The sequence below is a fragment of the Halomonas sp. IOP_31 genome (assembly GCF_021151495.1).
GTDB classification, from domain to species: domain Bacteria; phylum Pseudomonadota; class Gammaproteobacteria; order Pseudomonadales; family Halomonadaceae; genus Modicisalibacter; species Modicisalibacter zincidurans.
In genome coordinates this window covers 39,570-58,344 of sequence record NZ_JAIRBP010000007.1, presented here as the reverse complement: position 1 = coordinate 58,344, position 18,775 = coordinate 39,570, and the positions used below count along the sequence as shown (strand labels likewise).

Annotated in this window: 14 protein-coding genes; 7 read left to right on the top strand and 7 right to left on the bottom strand. The window is 63.9% G+C overall.

The window, feature by feature from the left end:
- Window positions 1-26: 26 nt before the first annotated feature.
- Entirely contained in the window at window positions 27-749 is a 723-nt protein-coding gene (locus tag K7I12_RS05775; protein ID WP_031382347.1) for an alpha/beta family hydrolase, read from the bottom strand.
- A gap of 212 nt (window positions 750-961) precedes the next feature.
- Here K7I12_RS05775 and hpxO point away from each other — a divergent pair, with 212 nt between their 5' ends.
- Window positions 962-2,137, top strand: a complete 1,176-nt coding sequence (gene hpxO, locus K7I12_RS05770; RefSeq protein ID WP_231663410.1) for an FAD-dependent urate hydroxylase HpxO — start codon at window positions 962-964, stop codon at window positions 2,135-2,137.
- A gap of 27 nt (window positions 2,138-2,164) precedes the next feature.
- Here the strand turns inward: hpxO and ttcA are convergent, their stop codons facing one another.
- The 3 genes from ttcA to K7I12_RS05755 form a co-directional block, all read right to left on the bottom strand.
- Complete coding sequence (ttcA, locus tag K7I12_RS05765) at window positions 2,165-3,019, bottom strand: tRNA 2-thiocytidine(32) synthetase TtcA (RefSeq protein WP_231663407.1); 855 nt, start codon at window positions 3,017-3,019, stop codon at window positions 2,165-2,167.
- Window positions 3,020-3,096: 77 nt separating this feature from the next.
- Window positions 3,097-3,714 carry a 3'-5' exonuclease gene (locus K7I12_RS05760; protein ID WP_231663405.1) on the bottom strand — a complete coding sequence of 206 codons (618 nt, stop codon included), beginning with the start codon at window positions 3,712-3,714 and terminating at the stop codon, window positions 3,097-3,099.
- An 11-nt stretch (window positions 3,715-3,725) separates the two neighbouring features.
- Entirely contained in the window at window positions 3,726-5,543 is a 1,818-nt protein-coding gene (locus tag K7I12_RS05755) for a DUF294 nucleotidyltransferase-like domain-containing protein (RefSeq protein WP_231663402.1), read from the bottom strand.
- An 825-nt stretch (window positions 5,544-6,368) separates the two neighbouring features.
- Between K7I12_RS05755 and K7I12_RS05750 the strand changes: the two genes are divergently transcribed.
- The 6 genes from K7I12_RS05750 to mntR all read left to right on the top strand — a co-directional run bounded on the left by K7I12_RS05750 (window position 6,369) and on the right by mntR (window position 14,968).
- Window positions 6,369-6,629 (top strand): DUF4212 domain-containing protein, encoded by a 261-nt coding sequence (locus tag K7I12_RS05750; RefSeq protein WP_031382342.1) that lies wholly within the window; start codon window positions 6,369-6,371, stop codon window positions 6,627-6,629.
- Between the two features lie 6 nt (window positions 6,630-6,635).
- Window positions 6,636-8,417, top strand: coding sequence for a sodium:solute symporter family protein (locus tag K7I12_RS05745; RefSeq protein WP_231663400.1), 1,782 nt, complete (start codon window positions 6,636-6,638; stop codon window positions 8,415-8,417).
- Between the two features lie 91 nt (window positions 8,418-8,508).
- Window positions 8,509-9,021, top strand: a complete 513-nt coding sequence (locus K7I12_RS05740; RefSeq protein WP_231663398.1) for a hypothetical protein — start codon at window positions 8,509-8,511, stop codon at window positions 9,019-9,021.
- Between the two features lie 131 nt (window positions 9,022-9,152).
- Entirely contained in the window at window positions 9,153-13,103 is a 3,951-nt protein-coding gene (locus tag K7I12_RS05735; protein ID WP_231663396.1) for a hybrid sensor histidine kinase/response regulator, read from the top strand.
- Window positions 13,104-13,257: 154 nt separating this feature from the next.
- Window positions 13,258-14,538: an Nramp family divalent metal transporter gene (locus tag K7I12_RS05730; protein WP_231663394.1), complete on the top strand. Its 1,281-nt coding sequence runs from the start codon at window positions 13,258-13,260 to the stop codon at window positions 14,536-14,538.
- 16 nt (window positions 14,539-14,554) lie between these two features.
- Window positions 14,555-14,968 (top strand): manganese-binding transcriptional regulator MntR, encoded by a 414-nt coding sequence (gene mntR, locus K7I12_RS05725; RefSeq protein WP_031382337.1) that lies wholly within the window; start codon window positions 14,555-14,557, stop codon window positions 14,966-14,968.
- 123 nt (window positions 14,969-15,091) lie between these two features.
- On the opposite strand, the gene K7I12_RS05720 is transcribed toward mntR, so the two are convergent.
- The 3 genes from K7I12_RS05720 to K7I12_RS05710 all read right to left on the bottom strand — a co-directional run bounded on the left by K7I12_RS05720 (window position 15,092) and on the right by K7I12_RS05710 (window position 18,707).
- Entirely contained in the window at window positions 15,092-15,754 is a 663-nt protein-coding gene (locus K7I12_RS05720) for a response regulator (protein WP_031382336.1), read from the bottom strand.
- A 283-nt stretch (window positions 15,755-16,037) separates the two neighbouring features.
- Window positions 16,038-17,987 (bottom strand): acetate--CoA ligase, encoded by a 1,950-nt coding sequence (gene acs, locus K7I12_RS05715; protein WP_031382335.1) that lies wholly within the window; start codon window positions 17,985-17,987, stop codon window positions 16,038-16,040.
- A gap of 165 nt (window positions 17,988-18,152) precedes the next feature.
- A complete protein-coding gene (locus tag K7I12_RS05710; RefSeq protein WP_031382334.1) occupies window positions 18,153-18,707 on the bottom strand; it encodes a SprT family zinc-dependent metalloprotease in 555 nt (184 codons plus the stop codon).
- Between the last annotated feature and the right edge of the window lie 68 nt (window positions 18,708-18,775).

Sequence of the window (18,775 nt, the reverse complement as noted above, 5' to 3'; positions counted from 1 at the left end):
CAGCGTCCCGGTGCTTGAAGCACGTCTCACCGCGTCTTGGCCATCCAGCGGGCGGCGACCGCCGCGGCCTCGTCGATCAGCGATTGCTGACTGCGCCCGGTGGCGCGGCGCGGCCGCCAGTCATGCTCGCCGTCGGCGAGAAAATGCACCTCGGCGCCGCTCGGCAGTGTATAACCGGCGACCTCCTCCTGGCTACCGAATGGGTCGCGCGTGCCCTGCAGGACCAGCGTCGGACAGCGCAACGTCGGCCAGTGCGCCAGCCGCGTGCGCTCGGGCTTGCCCGGCGGATGAAAGGGATAGCTGCACAGGATCAGCCCGGGCGCGCCGTCCTCGGCGGCGAGCAGACTGGCGACCCGCCCGCCCAGCGACTTGCCGCCCAGCCAGGCCGGCGCCAGCCCCGCGACATCGAGCGCCTCGCGCCAACGGCGCAGCTCCTCGACCAACCGCTCGGCACGCGGTGGCGGCCGGCGACGCTGCTCCTCGCGCATGCGCTGCATGTAGGCGAACTCCAATGCCAGGGTCTGCACGCCTTCGTCCGCCAGGGCCTGGCGCAGCTGGCGCATGAACGCGGCATCCTGCCCGGCGCCCGCCCCATGCGCCAGCAGCAGGCGCCCATGGCGCGCCTCGCCGAGTTTTTCCAGCGGCCCCAGGCCGTCGATATACAGCAGCGCATCATCCGCTGACGCCAAGGCCTCGCTGAGCATCTGCGGCGCAACCCGCCGATAGCCCCGCTGCCGGTAAATAGTCATATTCCTCCCGGTAATCGCTTTATTCTGCCGCTGGGGTGTCCATGGTACGCAGATTCCTCCAATCGGAAGATCGACATGACTGTCTGCGAGCCGCGACACGACATGCCAGGCGCTTTGCAGACGCCTCGAGAGATCGCTTAGCATGAAACCTGAACGATCGGTCAAGCCGCAATTCGGACCCGGTCACCTCATCGACAACCACGGAACGCATCATGGCCGCTTTGAACCTCCTCGTCATCGGCGCCGGCATGGGCGGACTGACCGCCGCGCTGGCGCTGCAACAGGCCGGCCATCGGGTCAGCGTGGTCGACCGGGTCAGCGAGCTACGGCCGGTGGGTGCGGCGATCTCGGTGTGGTCCAACGGCGTCAAGGTACTCAAGCGGCTGGGCCTCGGCGAGGCCGTCGAACGCGTCAGCGGCGACATGCGGCATATGCGCTACGCCACCAGGGATGGCGAGACGCTCAGCGAATTCAGCCTCGCGCCCCTTTACCAGGCGGTCGGCCAGCGCGCCTGTCCAATTGCCCGCGCCGAGCTGCAGCGCCTGCTGCTCGAGGCGGTGGGCGAGCGCAATGTGCGCCTGGGAGTGACATGCAGCGATTTCGACAGCGACGCCGAGGGCGTCACCGCGCATTTCGACGATGGCAGCCGACAAACCGCCGATCTGCTGGTGATCGCCGACGGCACCCATTCGCGGCTGCGCGAGAAAGTGCTCGGCCATCGCGTGGCACGGCGTTACTGCGGTTACGTCAACTGGAACGTGCGCGTGCCGGCCAGCGCCGACCTGGCGCCGCTCGATCACTGGGTGCAGTACGTCGGCGAGCATCAGCGGGTGTCGCTGATGCCGATGAGCGGCGACGCCGCCAACCCCGAGTTCTACTGCTTCTTCGACGTGCCGCTGCCAGCCGGCACCGCCAGCGACCCGGCGCGCTACCGCGACGAATTGCGTGAACATTTCGCCGGCTGGGCGGCTCCGGTACAGCGGTTGATCGAGCGCTTCGAGCCGGCGCAGATGGCCCGCGTCGAGATCCACGATATCGAGCCGCTGGACCGGCTGGTCGGTCAGCGCACGGCGATCATCGGCGACGCCGCGCATGGCATGGCCCCCGACCTGGGCCAGGGCGGCTGCCAGGCCATGGAGGACGGTTGGGTGCTGGCCCGGGTGCTGGAAAATGCCGAGGGCGACATTGCTGCCGCACTCAAGGCCTACGACGCGGCACGGGTCGCGCGGGTCGGCGAAATCGTCGCTCGCGCCCGCAAGCGCGCCGAGACCACCCATGGCGCGAATCCTGCGGCCACCCGGGCCTGGTATGCCGCGCTCGCCGTCGAGGACGGCACGACCATCATGGGCGGTATCGAGAAGACCATCCGCGGCGGGCCATTGTCATGAGTGCGAGGTGGCTGGCGAGGCGCGGATTCAGGCTTCGCGCGCCAGCAGGTCGAAGGCCGCGATGCGCCCCTCGTTCATGCGCCGCTGCTTGTCCTCGAGCCCTTCGAAGTCGAACAGCTCGCGGTCGGCGAGCTGCGAGGGCGCGACGTTGGTGACCGCCTTGAACATCGTCTCCAGCCGTCCGGGGTGCCTGCGCTCCCAGTCGGCAAGCATCTCCTTGATCACCTGGCGCTGCAGGTTGGGCTGCGAGCCGCACAGGTTGCAGGGAATGATCGGAAACGCCATCAGCCGCGCGAACTCGGCGATGTCCGCCTCGCGGCAGTAGGCCAGCGGGCGGATGACGATGTTCTTGCCGTCGTCGGAGAGCAGCTTGGGCGGCATCGACTTGAGCGAACCGCCATAGAACATGTTGAGGAACAGCGTCTCGAGGATATCCTCGCGATGGTGACCCAGCGCCACCTTGGTCGCGCCGATCTCCTCGGCGTAGCCGTACAGCGAACCGCGCCGCAGCCGCGAGCACAGCGCACAGGTAGTCTTGCCCTCGGGCGTTTTCTCCTTGACCACCGAATAGGTGTCGCGCTCGAGAATATGATAGTCGACGCCGATGCCGTTCAGGTACTCGGGCAGCACATGCTCCGGGAAGCCGGGCTGTTTCTGGTCGAGATTGACCGCCACCAGATCGAAGTCGATCGGCGCGTTGCGCTGCAGGTTGCGCAGCATCTCGAGCAGGGTGTAGGAGTCCTTGCCCCCGGACAGGCAGACCATCACCGTGTCGCCGTCCTGGATCATCGCATAGTCGATGATCGCGTTGCCGACCTGGCGACGCAGGCGCTTCTGGAGCTTGTTGAACTCGCGTTTCTGGGTACCGGTAGATGCTTGCATGGGTCGAACGACACGCGGGGATATGAAGGCGCGTCTATGCTATCACCGTGCCCGGCGACTTGCGATGCCGTTACCGCCTAACCCGCCTCCAGCGCGCCCTTCTTCAGGCGAACGAACATCAGCGCCGTGGTCACGGCATCGCCAAGCGCGGTATGTCGCCCCATCACCGGCACGTTGAGTGCCCTGGCGAGCGTCTCGAAATCCACCGTCGGTTCCAGGTGCGGTCGCGTCCGGCGCATCTCGCGCAGGTAGACCTGGGCCATGTCGAGGCACACGTTGGGCAGGTCGAAGCCGAACAGCGGCCGCAGGTGACGGTTGATCACCGCCAGGTCGTAATCGATGCACCAGCCCAGCAGCGGACGATTGCCGACGAAATCGAGGAATGTCTCCAACGCATCATAGAGCGCCTCGCCATCGTTCAGATCGACTCCGCGCAGGCGATGGATCTTGATCGAGTCGCCGCTCAGGCTGGCCGGTGGCTGGAGACGCAGGTCCAGCGAATCGCTGGTCAGCACCCGCTCGCCCTTGATGCGCACCGCGGCGATCGAGACCAGTTCGGCGGTCTTGGTGTCAAGACCGGTGGTTTCGCAATCGATGGCCACCAGCTCCTCGCCGGTGTAGGGATTGAACAACCAACCATAGCGGCCATCGGCTTGACGGCGGCGGTCGGCCACACGCCGTAGCGAACGTATCATTGCAGCCCTCGTCAGTATTCGAGATGGAAACGGTGGGTCAGGCGTTGCTGGAAATCCTTGACGATATGCAGCGCCTCGCGCAGCAGGTCGCGCTCCAGCGACGACAGGGTCTGGACCACGACCAGGTTGGGTTCGTCGCTGTTCTGCCGACCGTTGAGCTGGGCCAGTTGCTGCTTGAGGCGCAGCTCGATGAACAGCGCCAGCGCCTCGCCGAGATCAGCGGAAAAGTCCGCTTCCAGCCGCCCCTGATCGGCGAGTGCCTCCAGCCGGCCCAGGGTCGAGGTCGCGGTGATGCGGCATTCCAGTGCCAGGGTGCGCACGCCGTGCACGATCGGGAAGATCCCACCCTTCTTGATGTCGATGCCGTGCCGGGGCTTCTTGAGCGTACCGAACAGGGTCAATGGTGCGGCAAAATGCAGCGCGGCCCGGGCAAGGTAAGACAACAGCAGCTCATCGTGCGAACAGCTGGCGAAGAGATGCTCGCGCAGACGTTCCAGCAAGCGGATGTCGCCGGCCACGCCATGCGCGTCGAGCATGATCGCGAGATTCATCAGCGCCGCGCCGTCACGCCGCTCGGCCCAGCGCGTGATCGTCCTGCGCCAGCCACTCTCGCTGTCCACCCAGACCGGGTTCGAGACCATGATATTGCCCGGACACGGCGGATAGCCCAGCCGATAGAGCGTTTCGGTGAAGCGCTGCATGGCGTCGGCGCAATCCGGCCAGTCGCTGTCGTCGGCGACGATCAGCGCATTGTCCTGATCGGTCTTGAGGATCTGTTCGCCACGCCCCTCGCTGCCCATCACCAGCAGACAGCTCTGGGCCCGGCAGCGCGGTTCGATGAGAAACTGGAAGGCCTTGTTGATGATGCGGCCATTGAGCGCTGCCAGCAGATCCATGGCGAACCGGAGCTTGACCCCTTGCGCCATCAAGGCCTGAACCAGCCCCGGCAGCCGCGCACTGGCGCGGGCCAGGGCCTCGATATCGTCGGCCTGCTCGAGTTCGAGGCTGACCACGTAGGAGCGGCTGGAGAAATAGCTGAGCACATCGGTCAACTCGACCACCCCGATCGGGCTGTCCCGCTCCACCACCACGACCCTGGATACCTCATGGCGAGTCATCTTCACCAGCGCCTCGAACAGATACTGATCGGGGCCGGCGGCCACCAGCTCGAAATGGGCGATGCCGGCCACCGGACGATCCTGCGCCGCGCCTTCCATCACCAGCGCATTGAGCATATCGGTCTTGGTCACCACGCCGAAGCGGCCGTCACTGCCGACCAGCAGGCTATCGGCATGGCTCTCGTTGAGCCGACCGACCGCCTTGGCAATGCTGGTGGCCGCCGTCACGATCAGCGGCTCGCGCATGCATTCACTGATCCGCGCGAGCATGAAACTCGCCATGTTCACGCCGCTCTCGACACGGCGCTCGGCCAGCATGCGGGCCTTCTGCGCCAGCCCGCGGCGGAAGAACTCGGCGAAGGTCGGGTAATCGTCGCACAGGCGCTCGAATAGCGCCTTGGGCATCACATAGCAGAGGCTTTCCTGTTCCACCTTGAAGCGGTAACGGCTGGTGCCGTTGAGGATGCTGATGGCACCGAACAGGTCGCCGGCGGTGTAATGACCGATACGCGCCTGAGCGCCTGGCGCGAGTGGGTCGAACTCGGCGATCTCGCCCTTGTGAATGACATACACGAACTCGCCGGGCTGGCCGACCTCGAGAATGATCTCGTCGCTATCGAAATAAGCCAGGTCGACGCCATTGAGCACACGTGCACGCCCGGCATCGTCGAGCAGAGAGAAAGGCGGTTGTGACAGGTCGATATCGACCATCAGGCTGCACTCTTCATAGTCATAGCGACCCCGCACAACCGACGTTCACCCGGGGGCCAGTGATTCGGGCGGATGGCGGCAGCAAGACCCGGAGCCTCGAAGGTTGCGCCGCAATGCCCAGCAACGGTCTGCTCGTAGTGCCGAATCATTTCAATCACGTGGGGTCATCCTTGATGAAGACGTCATGCGTTCAACATTAGGCGAAAGTCCAACACCCATGATGCTTTGCACAATCATCCCTTGATATGCACATTATCGAAGCCATTCAGCATGCGTATTGTTTCGCGCCTCGGCATGACTGCATGCAATCATACTTCTCGAGTCAGCATAACAACGCGCCGCTTCCCGACAAAAGATAGACTATCGATCTACACACTCAGACCTAGACCATTGTCCCATGAACCCTTGCCTAGACCATCGTCCTATAAACGCCGGATCGCACCAGCAACAATCGTAAAAATATGGCAATAAAGTACTGAATTTAAACAGTATTAGCTTAATGAACTTTTTCTCATAATACTAAGGTAGAGGATTTTACTTTTTGTTTTTGTTGCCCAATATTGCTGTTGAGTCACTCAGGGCAATCCCACGTCGATAATACGCCTCGACAACGGGCCATGACGTGAAGGGAGGATGACTTCAGTCGCTACAGTCGCTATAAAAAGAGCCGACCGAAGAGAGTCAGCCGGCTAGAACATCCCCCAACGCGACATTCGTCGCATACAGAGAGTTAGCGATGAGCGTTGTTGTAGACGAGCGATTGCCCTGCCGGGCCAGCATGACCTCAGTGCCACTTACCCGCTTAAATACACGGAGAGCAATAATATGGCAGATGACAAATCCAACGCTGCTGCCTACTGGAAGGCGAACCTTCGCCTGATAACCGGATGCCTGATCGTCTGGGCGCTGGTGTCCTATGGCTTCGCCATCCTGCTACGCCCCTTGCTCGCCGGCATCCCCGTCGGCGGTACCGACCTGGGTTTCTGGTTCGCGCAACAGGGATCCATCCTGACTTTCATCGGCTTGATCTTCTTCTATGCCTGGAAGATGAATCGGCTGGATAAGCAATTCGGCCTCGAGGAGTAAGTCGGCATGAGTCAATTTGCGATCAATGTCCTGTTCGTGGGCGCCTCCTTCGCGCTGTATATCGGTATCGCGATATGGGCCAAGGCCGGCACGACCAAGGATTTCTACGTTGCCGGCGGCGGGGTCCACCCCATCACCAACGGCATGGCGATCGGCGCCGACTGGATGTCCGCCGCCTCGTTCATCTCGATGGCGGGCCTCATCGCCGCTGGTGGCTACGCCAACTCGACCTTCCTGATGGGCTGGACGGGCGGCTACGTGCTGCTGGCCATGCTGCTGGCACCCTACCTGCGCAAGTTCGGCAAGTTCACGGTGCCCGAGTTCATCGGCGACCGCTTCTACAGCAAGACGGCACGCATGGTCGCGGTGGTCTGCCTGATCGTGGCCTCGGTCACCTACGTCATCGGTCAGATGGCCGGCGCTGGCGTTGCCTTCTCGCGCTTTCTGGAAGTCGATGCGACCACCGGCCTGATCATCGCCGCCGTGGTGGTGTTCTTTTATTCGGTGCTGGGCGGCATGAAGGGGATCACCTATACCCAGGTGGCTCAGTACATCGTGCTGATCGTCGCCTATACCATTCCGGCGGTGTTCATCTCGCTGGAACTGACCGACAACCCGATACCGGCGCTGGGCCTGTTCTCCGACAATAGCGCCTCCGGCGAGCCGCTGCTGGCCAAGCTCAACGAAGTGGTCACCGCGCTGGGCTTCAACGAATACACGGCGATGGTCGACAACAAGCTGAACATGGTGCTGTTCACGCTGTCGCTGATGATCGGTACCGCGGGCCTGCCCCATGTCATCATGCGCTTCTTCACCGTACCCAAGGTGGCCGACGCACGTTGGTCCGCCGGCTGGGCGTTGGTGTTCATCGGCCTGCTCTACCTCACCGCGCCCGCCGTGGCTTCGATGGCACGCCTGAACCTGATCACCACCATCTACCCTGACATGGCGGGCCAGGTCGAGAACTACGAGGACGCCGCCGCCAACCCCATCGCCTACGCCGATCGCCCCGACTGGATTCGAACCTGGGAAGAAACCGGGCTGATCACCTTCGAGGACAAGAACAACGACGGCAACATCCAAATGTACAACGGCTCGGCCGACTTCTCCGGACGCGGCTGGCAGGGCAACGAACTGCAGGTCAGCAACGATATCCTGGTACTGGCCAACCCGGAAATCGCCAACCTGCCCGGCTGGGTGGTTGGTCTGATCGCCGCGGGCGGCCTGGCTGCCGCGCTGTCCACCGCGGCCGGTCTGCTGCTGGCGATCTCCTCGGCGATCAGTCACGACCTGATCAAGGGCGCGATCAATCCCCGAATCACCGAGAAAGGCGAATTGCAGGCCGCGCGGATTTCGATGTCGGTGGCCATCGTCGTCGCCACCTACCTCGGTGCCAACCCACCCGGGTTCGCCGCCCAGGTGGTTGCACTGGCCTTCGGCATCGCCGCCGCCTCGCTGTTCCCGGCATTGATGATGGGGATCTTCTCCACGCGGATGAACAACAAGGGCGCCATCGCCGGCATGTTGTCGGGGCTGACCTTCACCCTGGTATACATCTTCATCTACAAGGGCTGGTTCTTCATCCCGGGCACCAACAACCTGCCGGATACCGCCGCCAACTGGGTGCTGGGCATCTCCCCGCTGTCCATCGGCGCGGTAGGGGCCATCATCAACTTCGCCGTGGCCTTCCTGGTCGCCAATGCCACCGAGGAGCCACCGAAGGAAATCCAGGCTCTGGTGGAGAGCGTGCGCTATCCCAAGGGGGCTGGCACTGCGGTCGATCACTAGGCGATAATGCAACCCTGGCGAGTCAGCTCGCTGGCTCCAGCCGAATCGGGCTTCCCACTGGGAAGCCCGATTCTTTGAGCAAGGACTCACTATGATATGGCATTTGGTCGCGGCAGCCTTTGCCGGCCTGGGCGCCGCAGGCGTGGCGCTGTTGTTGCGCCAGCTCAGCGGTAAACGTCTGCCGCGCTGGATCGTACCGGTGTGCGCGGGGCTGGGCATACTGGCCTACCAGATCAACTACGAATATGCCTGGTACGGTTACAAGCGCCAGCAGTTGCCCGAATCGGCACAGGTGGTGTCGACCGAAAAGAGCCAGATGCTGTGGCGTCCCTGGACCTACCTCTATCCGCTGACCACCGCCTTCAGCGTGGTCGACCGGAACGACAGGGTGGCTTCGCAAGCCAACGGGGAACGCTTGGTCGAATTCATCCTCTACCGCTTCGAACGACAATATCGCGACCTGCTGACGTATCAGACCTATCTGCTGAATTGCGCGACGCGGGAGATGGTGCCGCTCAACGCCGACAATCGCCAGCCCGATGTCGAGCGCTTGCGACAACTCGAACGCAGCGACCCGCTGCTCGAAGCGGTGTGTTCGGAGTGACGCGCCACGCTTGATACGCGTCTGGCGGCTTGCCGCCAGGCACGCCACGGGATCGTCACGGGGTCCAGGATCGCGACTGCCTTCATCCTCGGTGTTGTCTTAGAATGGCCGCTGGTCAAGGGAGAGAGTTCATGTTTCCAGGCTGGCTGCTGATCGCCGTCTCGCTGTGCTACATCGCCATCCTGTTTCTCATCGCCTGGCGTGGCGATCGCCATGCACGTCGGCACGGCCCGGCCAACCGACGACCGGTCATCTACAGCCTGGCGCTGGCCATCTATTTCACCTCCTGGACCTACTACGGCGCCGTCGGCCAGGCCGCCACGTCGGGCTGGTCGTTCGCCAGCATCTTCATCGGCCCATTGCTGACCTTCCTGCTGTTCTGGCCAGTGCTGGCCAAGATGATTCGCGTCGCCAAACGACAGAACGTCACCTCGATCGCCGACTTCATCGCCTCGCGCTATGGCAAGACCCAGTCACTGGCGGCCTTCGCCAGTCTGGTGGCGCTGGTCGGCACCTTGCCCTACATCGCCTTGCAGTTGAAGGCCGTGTCCGCCGCCTTCACGGTGTTGACCGCTTCGACGGACATGACCCGCACGCCGCTATTCGCCGATACCGCCTTCTACGTCGCCGCAGTCATGGCGCTGTTCGCGATTCTGTTCGGCACCCGGCATACCGACGCCACCGAACATCACGAGGGCCTGATCCAGGCCATCGCCTTCGAGTCGATAGTCAAGCTGAGCGCCTTCATGGCGCTGGGTGCCTATGTCACCTGGGGGGTGTTCGACGGCATGGGCGATATGCTGACCCGCGCCGACGATTTTCTGCAGCTCCAGCGCCAGCTCACCGAACAGGATTTCGGCCAGAGCTTCTGGGCCCAGACCCTGCTCGCCATGCTGGCGATCTTCTGCCTGCCGCGCCAGTTCCACGTCACCGTGGTCGAGAACACCCACAGCGACGACGCCGCACGCGCACGCTGGCTGTTTCCCCTCTACCTGGTGGCCTTCGGCATCTTCGTGCTGCCGCTGGCCGCCGCCGGGCTGACGCTGTTCCCCGACGGCAGCGTCGAGCCCGATACCTTCGTGCTGGCATTGCCTATCGCCTTCGACAACCCGTTATTGACGCTTTCCACCTTCATCGGCGGCTTTTCGGCGGCCACCGGCATGGTCATCGTCGCCACCGTCGCGGTGTCGATCATGGTCTCCAACGAGATCGTCATTCCGCTGCTGTTCCGGCTGCGCTGGTTCGACACCAAGGCCCGCGACTACGGCCGTCTGGTGCTGCGGGCGCGGCGCGTGACCATCGTGGTGATCCTGGCGCTGGCCTACGTGTTCTATCAGTTGATCGCCGAGTTCAGCTCGCTGGCCTCGACCGGGATGCTGTCGTTTGCCGCCGCGGCGCAGTTCGCCCCGGCGCTGCTCGGCGGACTCTACTGGAAGCGCGGCAACCGCCTCGGGGTGATCGCCGGGATGAACGTGGGCTTCGCGATCTGGGCCTACACCCTGCTGCTGCCGGCACTGATCAATGCCGGCGTGGTGCCCGGCGGCTGGCTCGCCAACGGTCCGCTGGGTATCGAGTGGCTGGCCCCCGACCGGCTGTTCTCACTGAATATCGGCAGTCCCTTCACCCATGGGGTGATGCTGTCGCTGGGGCTCAACCTGTTCTGCTATATCTTCGTCTCGCAGGTCACGCCGCAGCGGGTGGTCGAACGCATTCAGGCCTCGCTGTTCGTCGACAGCGTCGAGACCCGCCAGACCTCGATCAACCGGCCCTGGACCGGCGCCACCACGGTGGGCGATCTCAAGGTGCTGTGCGAGCGTTTCCTGGGCGCCGGCCAGGTCGAGCGCGCCTTCGACGACTACGCGCTGCGCAATGGCCAGACCCTGGATCACAATACCCGCGCCTCGATCGACGTGATCCAGTTCACCGAGCGCTTCCTGGCCTCGGTGCTCGGCGCCTCCTCGGCGCGCATCGTCGTCAATTCAGCGCTGCAGGGCCGCGGCATCGGCATCTCGGACGTCATTTCGATCGTCGACGAGGCCTCGCAGGTTCTCGAATTCAACCGCGCGCTGCTGCAGGCGACCATCGAGAACATCAACCAGGGCATCAGCGTGGTCGACCAGAACCTGCGCCTGGTGGTGTGGAACCAGCGCTACCTGGAACTGTTCCGCTTTCCCGACCACCTGATCCGGGTCGGCGCACCGTTCGACAAAGTGCTGCGCTACAACGCCCTGAATGGCGAATACGGCCCCGGCGACCCCGAGGAGCACGTCGAACTGCTGATGGACAACATCCGCCAGGGCCATCCGCACCGCTACGTGCGCTATCGCCAGGACGGTAGCGTGCTCGAGGTGCAAGGTAACCCGATGCCCGGCGGCGGTTTCGTCTATACCTATCAGGACATCACCCAGCAGAAGCGCACCGAGGAAGCGCTGATCCGCTCCGAGAACAACATCCGCATCTACACCGACAACGTACCGGCGTTGATCGCCTACTTCGACAAGGAATGCCGTTACCTCTTCACCAACCGCGCCTATGAGCAGGTCTTCAAGGTCGATCGCAACGCGGTGATCGGCGAGCGCGTCGACAATGTGATCTCTCCCGCCGTGGCTCGCGAGCGCATGCCATGGATGCACCGTGCGCTGGACGGCGAGCGGGTCAGCTTCGAGGTCTCGCTGGACGACGATGGCGGCACCCGCTACCTGCTGGTCACCTATACGCCGCACTTCGGCGACAGCGGCGGAATACTCGGCTTCTTCGCGCTCTATCAGGACATCACCGAGCGCCGGCTGGCCGAGATCGCCCTCAAGGAGACCAACGAGAACCTCGAGGAGCGCGTGCGCGAGCGCACCCAGGCGCTGTCGGAGGCCAACGCCGCGCTGCGCCAGGAAAACCACGTCCGCGCCGAAGCCGAGCAGGCGCTGCGCCAGGCCAAGCAAGTCGCCGAGGACGCCAACACCTCGAAGACCCGCTTTCTGGCCGCCGCCAGCCACGACCTGCTGCAACCGCTCAACGCCGCACGACTGTTCACTTCGGCGCTGTCGCAGGAACAACTGTCCAGCGATCACTCGCGAACCCTCGGGCATATCGACAATTCACTGCAGACCGCCGAGGAGCTGCTCAGCACCCTGCTCGATATTTCCAAGCTCGACGCCGGTGCCCTGACACCGCGCCGCAGCCACTTCGCACTGGCCGACATCTTCCGCCCGCTGCGTGCCGAATTCGAAGTGATGGCCGACGAACGCGGCCTCGACCTGGTCGTCGTCCCCACCGCCCGATGGATCGACAGCGACGCCCAGATGCTGCGGCGCATCGTGCAGAACTTTCTCTCCAACGCGCTGCGCTACACTCAGCACGGCCGCGTGCTGCTGGGCTGCCGGCACCGCGCCGGGCGGCTGTCGATCCAGGTCTGGGACACCGGCCCGGGGATCCCCGAATCCAAGCAGGCCGAGATCTTCCAGGAATTCCGGCGTCTCGATCAGGCCTCGCGTCACAAGGAGAGCGAAAAGGGCCTGGGTCTGGGGCTGTCGATCGCCGATCGCATGAGCCGCGTGCTCGATCATCCGCTCAAGGTTCGCTCCTGGGAGGGCGTGGGCACGGTGTTCTCCGTCGACGTACCGACAGTCAGCGCCCAGCAGGTGGCCAGGGCCAGCGAAGAGCCCTCCAATAGCCGTACCAGCAACAAGCTCAAGGGCGCGCGTATCCTGTGCATCGACAACGAAACGCTGATCCTCGAAGGCATGAAGGCGATGCTGACCGGCTGGGGGTGCGAGGTGTTCACCGCCACCTCGATCGGTGGCGCCAAATCGGTACTGCGCCACATCGACGGCGATCCCGACGCGATCCTCGCCGACTATCATCTCGACAACGAGGTCACCGGCTTGATGGCCCTCGAGACGTTGCTCGAGCGCTGTCGCGGGCCGGTACCGGGGATCGTGATCACCGCCGATCGTACCGAGGAAGTCGCCGAGCAGATCAAGCGCGGCGGCTATCAGCTGCTGCTGAAACCGGTGCGCCCCGCCGCGCTGCGCGCGCTCCTGACGCGAACCCTGCAGGCCAGTCGTGCCACGCGCCAGGAGCACTAGCCGCAGCCCAGCGACTACCAGCCCAAGCCAATAGGCGCTACCAATCGGCTCTCTTTTGCAGGACTATTGGACAATGCGCAGACTACAAATTAACCTTGAGATCAGTTGTTAACTGCGGTTGATCCATCATGGATGTCAGTCACTGAGAGCTCGCATGATGCTGCAATCGATCTCCGACAATGCGATCCGCGACAAGGCGGCCTTCGCGCTGCGCGGCAAGCGCCGTCGCTGGGGCTGGACGGCGTTCTTCGGCCCCGCGCTGATCGCCGCCGTGGCCTACATCGACCCCGGCAACTTCGCCACCAATATCGAAGCCGGTTCGCGCTATGGCTACGCCCTGCTGTGGGTCGTGCTGACCGCCAACCTGATGGCAATGCTGATCCAGACGCTGTCGGCGCGCCTGGGGCTGGCTACCGGCCGCAACCTGCCGCAGGTCATCCGCGAGCGCTACCCACGGCCGCTGGTGTGGTTCTACTGGGTCCAGGCGGAAGTCGTGGCCATCGCCACCGACCTCGCCGAGTTCCTCGGCGCGGCGCTGGCTTTCAATCTGCTGTTCGGCCTGTCATTGATGGAGGGCGCGCTGCTGACCGGAGCGATCACCTACCTGGCCCTGCACCTGCATCGCTACGGCTTCCGACTGATGGAAATCCTCATCGGCTCGATGATTCTCGCCATCGCCGCGGGTTTCCTGCTTGAAATGCTGCTCAGTCGACCGGCCGTCGAGCCGCTGCTCAAGGGCTTGCTGATTCCCGGCTTTCCGGACGGCTATTCGCTCTATCTGGCGGCAGGGATACTCGGCGCGACCATCATGCCGCATGTCATCTACCTGCATTCGGCGCTGTCGCAGGACCGCATCCGGGTCACCGACGACAGTCAGCGCCGGCGGCTGATGAAGTACTATCGTCTCGACGTGATCATCGGCATGGCGATCGCCGGACTGGTCAACCTGAGCATGCTGGCGATGGCCGCCGCGGTATTCCACGCTCAGGGGCGTGTCGACATCGCCACCATCAGCGACAGCTACAAGCTGCTCGCGCCGATGATGGGGCAGGCCACCGCCAGCCATATCTTCGGTGCGGCGTTGCTGCTGGCCGGTCTGTCCTCGTCGATCGTCGGCACCCTGTCGGGCCAGGTAATCATGCAGGGATTCGTCAACTTCACGATCCCGATCTGGTTACGGCGCCTGATCACCATGCTGCCGGCGCTGGTGGTAATCATGCTCGGCGTCTCCGAACAGAAGGCGCTGGTCGCCAGTCAGGTAATTCTCAGTTTCGGCATCCCCTTCGCGCTGGTGCCTCTGTTATGCTTTACGGCCAATCGCAAGGTCATGGGCAATCTGGTCAACCACAAGGCCGTGACCCTGATCGGAGGCGTCATCTGTACACTGATCATTGGCCTCAACGCCTACGTGCTGTTTTTCACTCTCGCGGGTTAACCGAACCAGGTTGCGAATGAACTCACTGCCAAAACATGAATATTTCAAGCGCGTGCGGCAGGACCATCAGACTGAACTGGTCGAGGACTACGTGGAGGAAATCGCCCACCTGCATGCCAAACTCGGCGAGGCGCGCGCCAGCGATCTCGCCGAGTGCTTCGGGGTCAGCGCAGCCGCGGTATCCAAGGTGGTCGCCAAGCTCAAGCGCGACGGCCTGGCCATCGCCCGCCCCTATCGCGGCATCTTTCTCACCGCCCAGGGCGAGGGGCTGGCCGAACGCGTCGCCCAGCGCCATCGCGTGGTGCTCGACACACTATGCGCGCTGGGCGTCCCCGAGGACGTCGCCCGCGCCGACTCCGAAGGCATCGAGCATCACTGCAGCGAGGAGACGGTGGCCGCGATGCGCGAATTCCTCGAACGCCAACGCTGATTACCAGTCGCTGCGCCGGACAAATCGGTGACGCACAATGTAAGAAGCCGCCCCGCATGACTGCAGGGCGGCTTCTTACGTTTTCAGGAGGCTTTTAGCGCACCGCTCAGGCCACTCGCGGACTCAGGATTCGACCTTGGGCGGTTCGACCTCGAGCTTCTGCGCGGCGATCACCGCCTGGGTGCGCGAATGCACGCCGAGCTTGCGCAGAATCGCCGTGACATGCGCCTTGATGGTCGCTTCCGAGACGCTGAGCTCGTAGGCGATCTGCTTGTTGAGCAGCCCTTCGGTGAGCATGTTGAGCACGCGAAACTGCTGGGGGGTCAGCGAGGCGATCGCTTCGGCGAAGCGGGTGTCCTCTTCGTCGGCCTCACCGAGCACATCGGCCAGCGATTCGGGCAGCCAGATCTCGCCGCCGAGAATCTCGCTGACCGCCGCGGCGATCTCGCTCAACGACGACGACTTGGGAATGAACCCCGAGGCGCCGTAATCGATCGCCCGGCGCACCACGTGCGGCTCGTCGCTGCCCGAGATCACCGCGACCGGGATCTCCGGGGTCTGTCCACGCAACTGGATCAGCCCCGAGAAGCCATGCGCGCCCGGCATGTGCAGGTCGAGCAGAATCAGGTCGGCATCGGGGTGTCGCGTCACCACCTCGGTCGTCGCATCCATGGTGTCGGATTCGACGATCTCGGCCTGCGGCGCGACCTGTCGCAGCGCCTGCGTCAACGCCGCTCGAAACAGCGGGTGATCATCGGCGACGATAAATTTCTGGGCAAAAGCCATTGAGTCTCCTCCGGATCCTCCTGCAGCGAGCCGTCGCGTCGGGCACTTCGCGGCCGGGCCTGTCGCCTAGGGTGCCTGGCATGTTACCCCATGCCTGCGCCGATTCCCAAGCCTCGCGAAGCCCGCTGTCAACGCATGCGATCGGCCATGAAAAAGCCGGCCCTTGAAGACCGGCGAGAGAGGCCAAAAACCGTCGATGAACTGGCGTGCTCCATCCGTTTCGACATTCATCCGTTGAGGCGCTGGCGACTCCGGGTGGCCGACGGCACTGGCTGAACGAGGCTTAGCGGTTGGCGCGATTCTCGATCAGATCCTGGACCACGCTGGGATCGGCCAGGGTACTGGTATCGCCCAGGCCATCGGTCTCGTTGGCGGCGATTTTGCGCAGAATGCGGCGCATGATCTTGCCCGAGCGGGTCTTCGGCAGGCTCGGCGCCCATTGGATCACGTCCGGCGAGGCGATCGGACCGATGTCCTTGCGCACCCACTGGGTCAGTTCCTTCTTGAGCTCGTCGCTGGGCTCGTACTCGTCGCCCAGGGTGACGTAGATGTAAATGCCCTGGCCCTTGATATCATGGGGGTAGCCGACCACCGCGGCCTCGGCCACCGCCTGATGGGCGACCAACGAGGATTCGATCTCGGCGGTGCCCATGCGATGCCCCGAGACGTTGATCACGTCGTCGACACGCCCGGTGATCCAGTAATAGCCGTCCTCGTCGCGGCGGCAGCCGTCGCCGGTGAAATACTTGCCCGGGTAGGCCGAGAAATAGGTCTGCACGAAGCGCTCGTGGTTCTGCCAGATCGAGCGCGCCTGTCCCGGCCAGGAGTCGAGAATCACCAGATTGCCGTTGCTGGCGCCCTCGAGGATGTTGCCCTCGTTGTCGACCAGCGCCGGCAGCACGCCGAAGAACGGCCGCGTCGCCGAGCCCGGCTTGAGATCGACGGCGCCGGGCAGCGGCGCGATCATGATGCCGCCGGTCTCGGTCTGCCACCAGGTATCGACGATCGGGCACTTAGAGTTGCCGATCACCCGATGGAACCACTCCCAGGCCTCGGGATTGATCGGCTCGCCCACCGATCCCAGCAGGCGCAGGCTGTTGCGCGTGCTGGAGTCCATCACCGTGTCGCCGTGAGCCATCAGCGCGCGGATCGCGGTGGGCGAGGTATACAGAATCGAGACGTGGTGCTTGTCGATCACCTCGCCGATGCGCCCCGGCGTCGGGTAGCTGGGCACGCCCTCGAACATCAGCGTGGTCGCGCCGTTGGCCAGCGGACCGTAGACGATATAGCTGTGGCCGGTGATCCAGCCGACATCGGCAGCGCACCAGTAGACTTCGCCTTCCTGGTAATCGAACACGTACTGATGGGTCAACGCGGCATGCAGCAGGTAGCCGCCGGTGGTGTGCTTGAGCCCCTTGGGCTGGCCGGTGGAGCCCGAGGTGTAGAGGATGAACAGCGGATCCTCGGCGTTCATCGGCTCCGCCGGGCAGTCGCTGGACTGCTCATCGACGCGCTCGTGGAACCACACGTCGCGACCCTCGTGCCAGTCGATCTCGCCACCGCTGCGCTTGACCACCAGCACCTTGTCGACCACATCGGTACCCTCGCGGGTCAGCGCGGCGTCGACGTTTTCCTTGAGCGGGACATGCTTGCCGCCACGAATCGACTCGTCGGCGGTAATCACCACCTTGGATTGCGCGTCGACCACTCGCTGGGCCAGCGCGTCCGGCGAGAAGCCGCCGAACACCACCGAATGGATCGCGCCGATGCGCGCGCAGGCGAGCATCGCCATGCTCGCCTCGGGCACCATCGGCATGTACAGGGTGACGGTATCGCCCTTGCCGACGCCCATCGACTTCAGCGCATTGGCCAGCTGACTGGTGCGCGCGTGCAGTTCGCGAAAACTGTAGGTCTTGGAATCGCTGGGGTCGTCACCTTCCCAGATGATCGCCGGCTGGTCGCCGCGCCGCTCGAGGTGGCGGTCCAGGCAGTTGTAGCAGGCGTTGAGTTCGCCATCCTCGAACCAACGGATGTCCACGTTGTCGGCATCGAAGGTGGCGTGCTTGATCTGGGTCGGCGCCTTGGACCAGTCGAGGCGCTTGGCCTGCTCGGCCCAGAAGCCTTGCGGGTCGTCGACCGACTGCTGGTACATCGACAGGTATTTCTCCTTGTCGGCCCATGCGTTGGCGGCAAACTCCTCACTGACTGGATGGACTTTCTGCTGCTCGGTCATGTCGCGCCTCTGTCCCTGGAAGTGGTGGCCTCGCGCTCGGCGAGTCGGCCAGCATTGTATGGCCAAGCCGATGATGAAATTGTAGACAGCTTATACCCAGCGGGGGCAAGCCCCCCAATTAGACATTGGTAGAAGCAAATTTAGCTTTTATATCAAACGTTTATTTTAACCCCGGAGCACCGTACAATCCTTGTAGACCAGCGCGTTGCGGCACTTGCGGCAAAAGTAGTCCCGCCCGGCGCGGGCGCTGGCATGACGACGGCGGCTGAAGAAGTGATCGCGGCAGGCGCAGCGGTAGCGATACGGCGCCGGGCTCGCCGTGCGCGTGTCGAAGACGTGCGTCGCCCGCGGCTCGAGGCCATAGAGCGCGCGCATCACGTGCCGCCATTCGCGGCCATGGGGGCGCGCCTGCGGACCTTCAGCGAGATGATGGACCAGCCAGTGGGCCATTTCGTGGGGGATCACCTCGGTGAAGAACGCCAGGCGGTTCTCGGCGAGCAGCTGCGGATTGAAGCGCAGCCCGCCACGGCCGAAATGTGCCTGGCCAGCGCCCTTGCCACGCAGATCGAACCAGGCCGCCGGACGCGGCAATTGCGGATGCACTTCGCAGGCCAGTCGCCACGCTTCGGCGGCGCGTTCATGCGCCGCGCCGTGCAGGGCGTCGCGATCGAGCGCGGCCAGCCAGTCGGCATCGGGAGCGGGGAGCGTCGGTACTTGCATAGGGATGCTAGAATGCCGGCGAACGCGGCGCGCGGCAAGCGCGCCCAGCCTTCGTTCTTGAGGAATTC

Coding starts and splice junctions, on each gene's coding strand:
- K7I12_RS05775 (WP_031382347.1), bottom strand. CDS start 749: ATGACTATTTACCGGCAGCGGGGCTATCGGCGGGTTGCGCCGCAGATG.
- hpxO (WP_231663410.1), top strand. CDS start 962: ATGGCCGCTTTGAACCTCCTCGTCATCGGCGCCGGCATGGGCGGACTG.
- ttcA (WP_231663407.1), bottom strand. CDS start 3,019: ATGCAAGCATCTACCGGTACCCAGAAACGCGAGTTCAACAAGCTCCAG.
- K7I12_RS05760 (WP_231663405.1), bottom strand. CDS start 3,714: ATGATACGTTCGCTACGGCGTGTGGCCGACCGCCGCCGTCAAGCCGAT.
- K7I12_RS05755 (WP_231663402.1), bottom strand. CDS start 5,543: ATGGTCGATATCGACCTGTCACAACCGCCTTTCTCTCTGCTCGACGAT.
- K7I12_RS05750 (WP_031382342.1), top strand. CDS start 6,369: ATGGCAGATGACAAATCCAACGCTGCTGCCTACTGGAAGGCGAACCTT.
- K7I12_RS05745 (WP_231663400.1), top strand. CDS start 6,636: ATGAGTCAATTTGCGATCAATGTCCTGTTCGTGGGCGCCTCCTTCGCG.
- K7I12_RS05740 (WP_231663398.1), top strand. CDS start 8,509: ATGATATGGCATTTGGTCGCGGCAGCCTTTGCCGGCCTGGGCGCCGCA.
- K7I12_RS05735 (WP_231663396.1), top strand. CDS start 9,153: ATGTTTCCAGGCTGGCTGCTGATCGCCGTCTCGCTGTGCTACATCGCC.
- K7I12_RS05730 (WP_231663394.1), top strand. CDS start 13,258: ATGATGCTGCAATCGATCTCCGACAATGCGATCCGCGACAAGGCGGCC.
- mntR (WP_031382337.1), top strand. CDS start 14,555: ATGAACTCACTGCCAAAACATGAATATTTCAAGCGCGTGCGGCAGGAC.
- K7I12_RS05720 (WP_031382336.1), bottom strand. CDS start 15,754: ATGGCTTTTGCCCAGAAATTTATCGTCGCCGATGATCACCCGCTGTTT.
- acs (WP_031382335.1), bottom strand. CDS start 17,987: ATGACCGAGCAGCAGAAAGTCCATCCAGTCAGTGAGGAGTTTGCCGCC.
- K7I12_RS05710 (WP_031382334.1), bottom strand. CDS start 18,707: ATGCAAGTACCGACGCTCCCCGCTCCCGATGCCGACTGGCTGGCCGCG.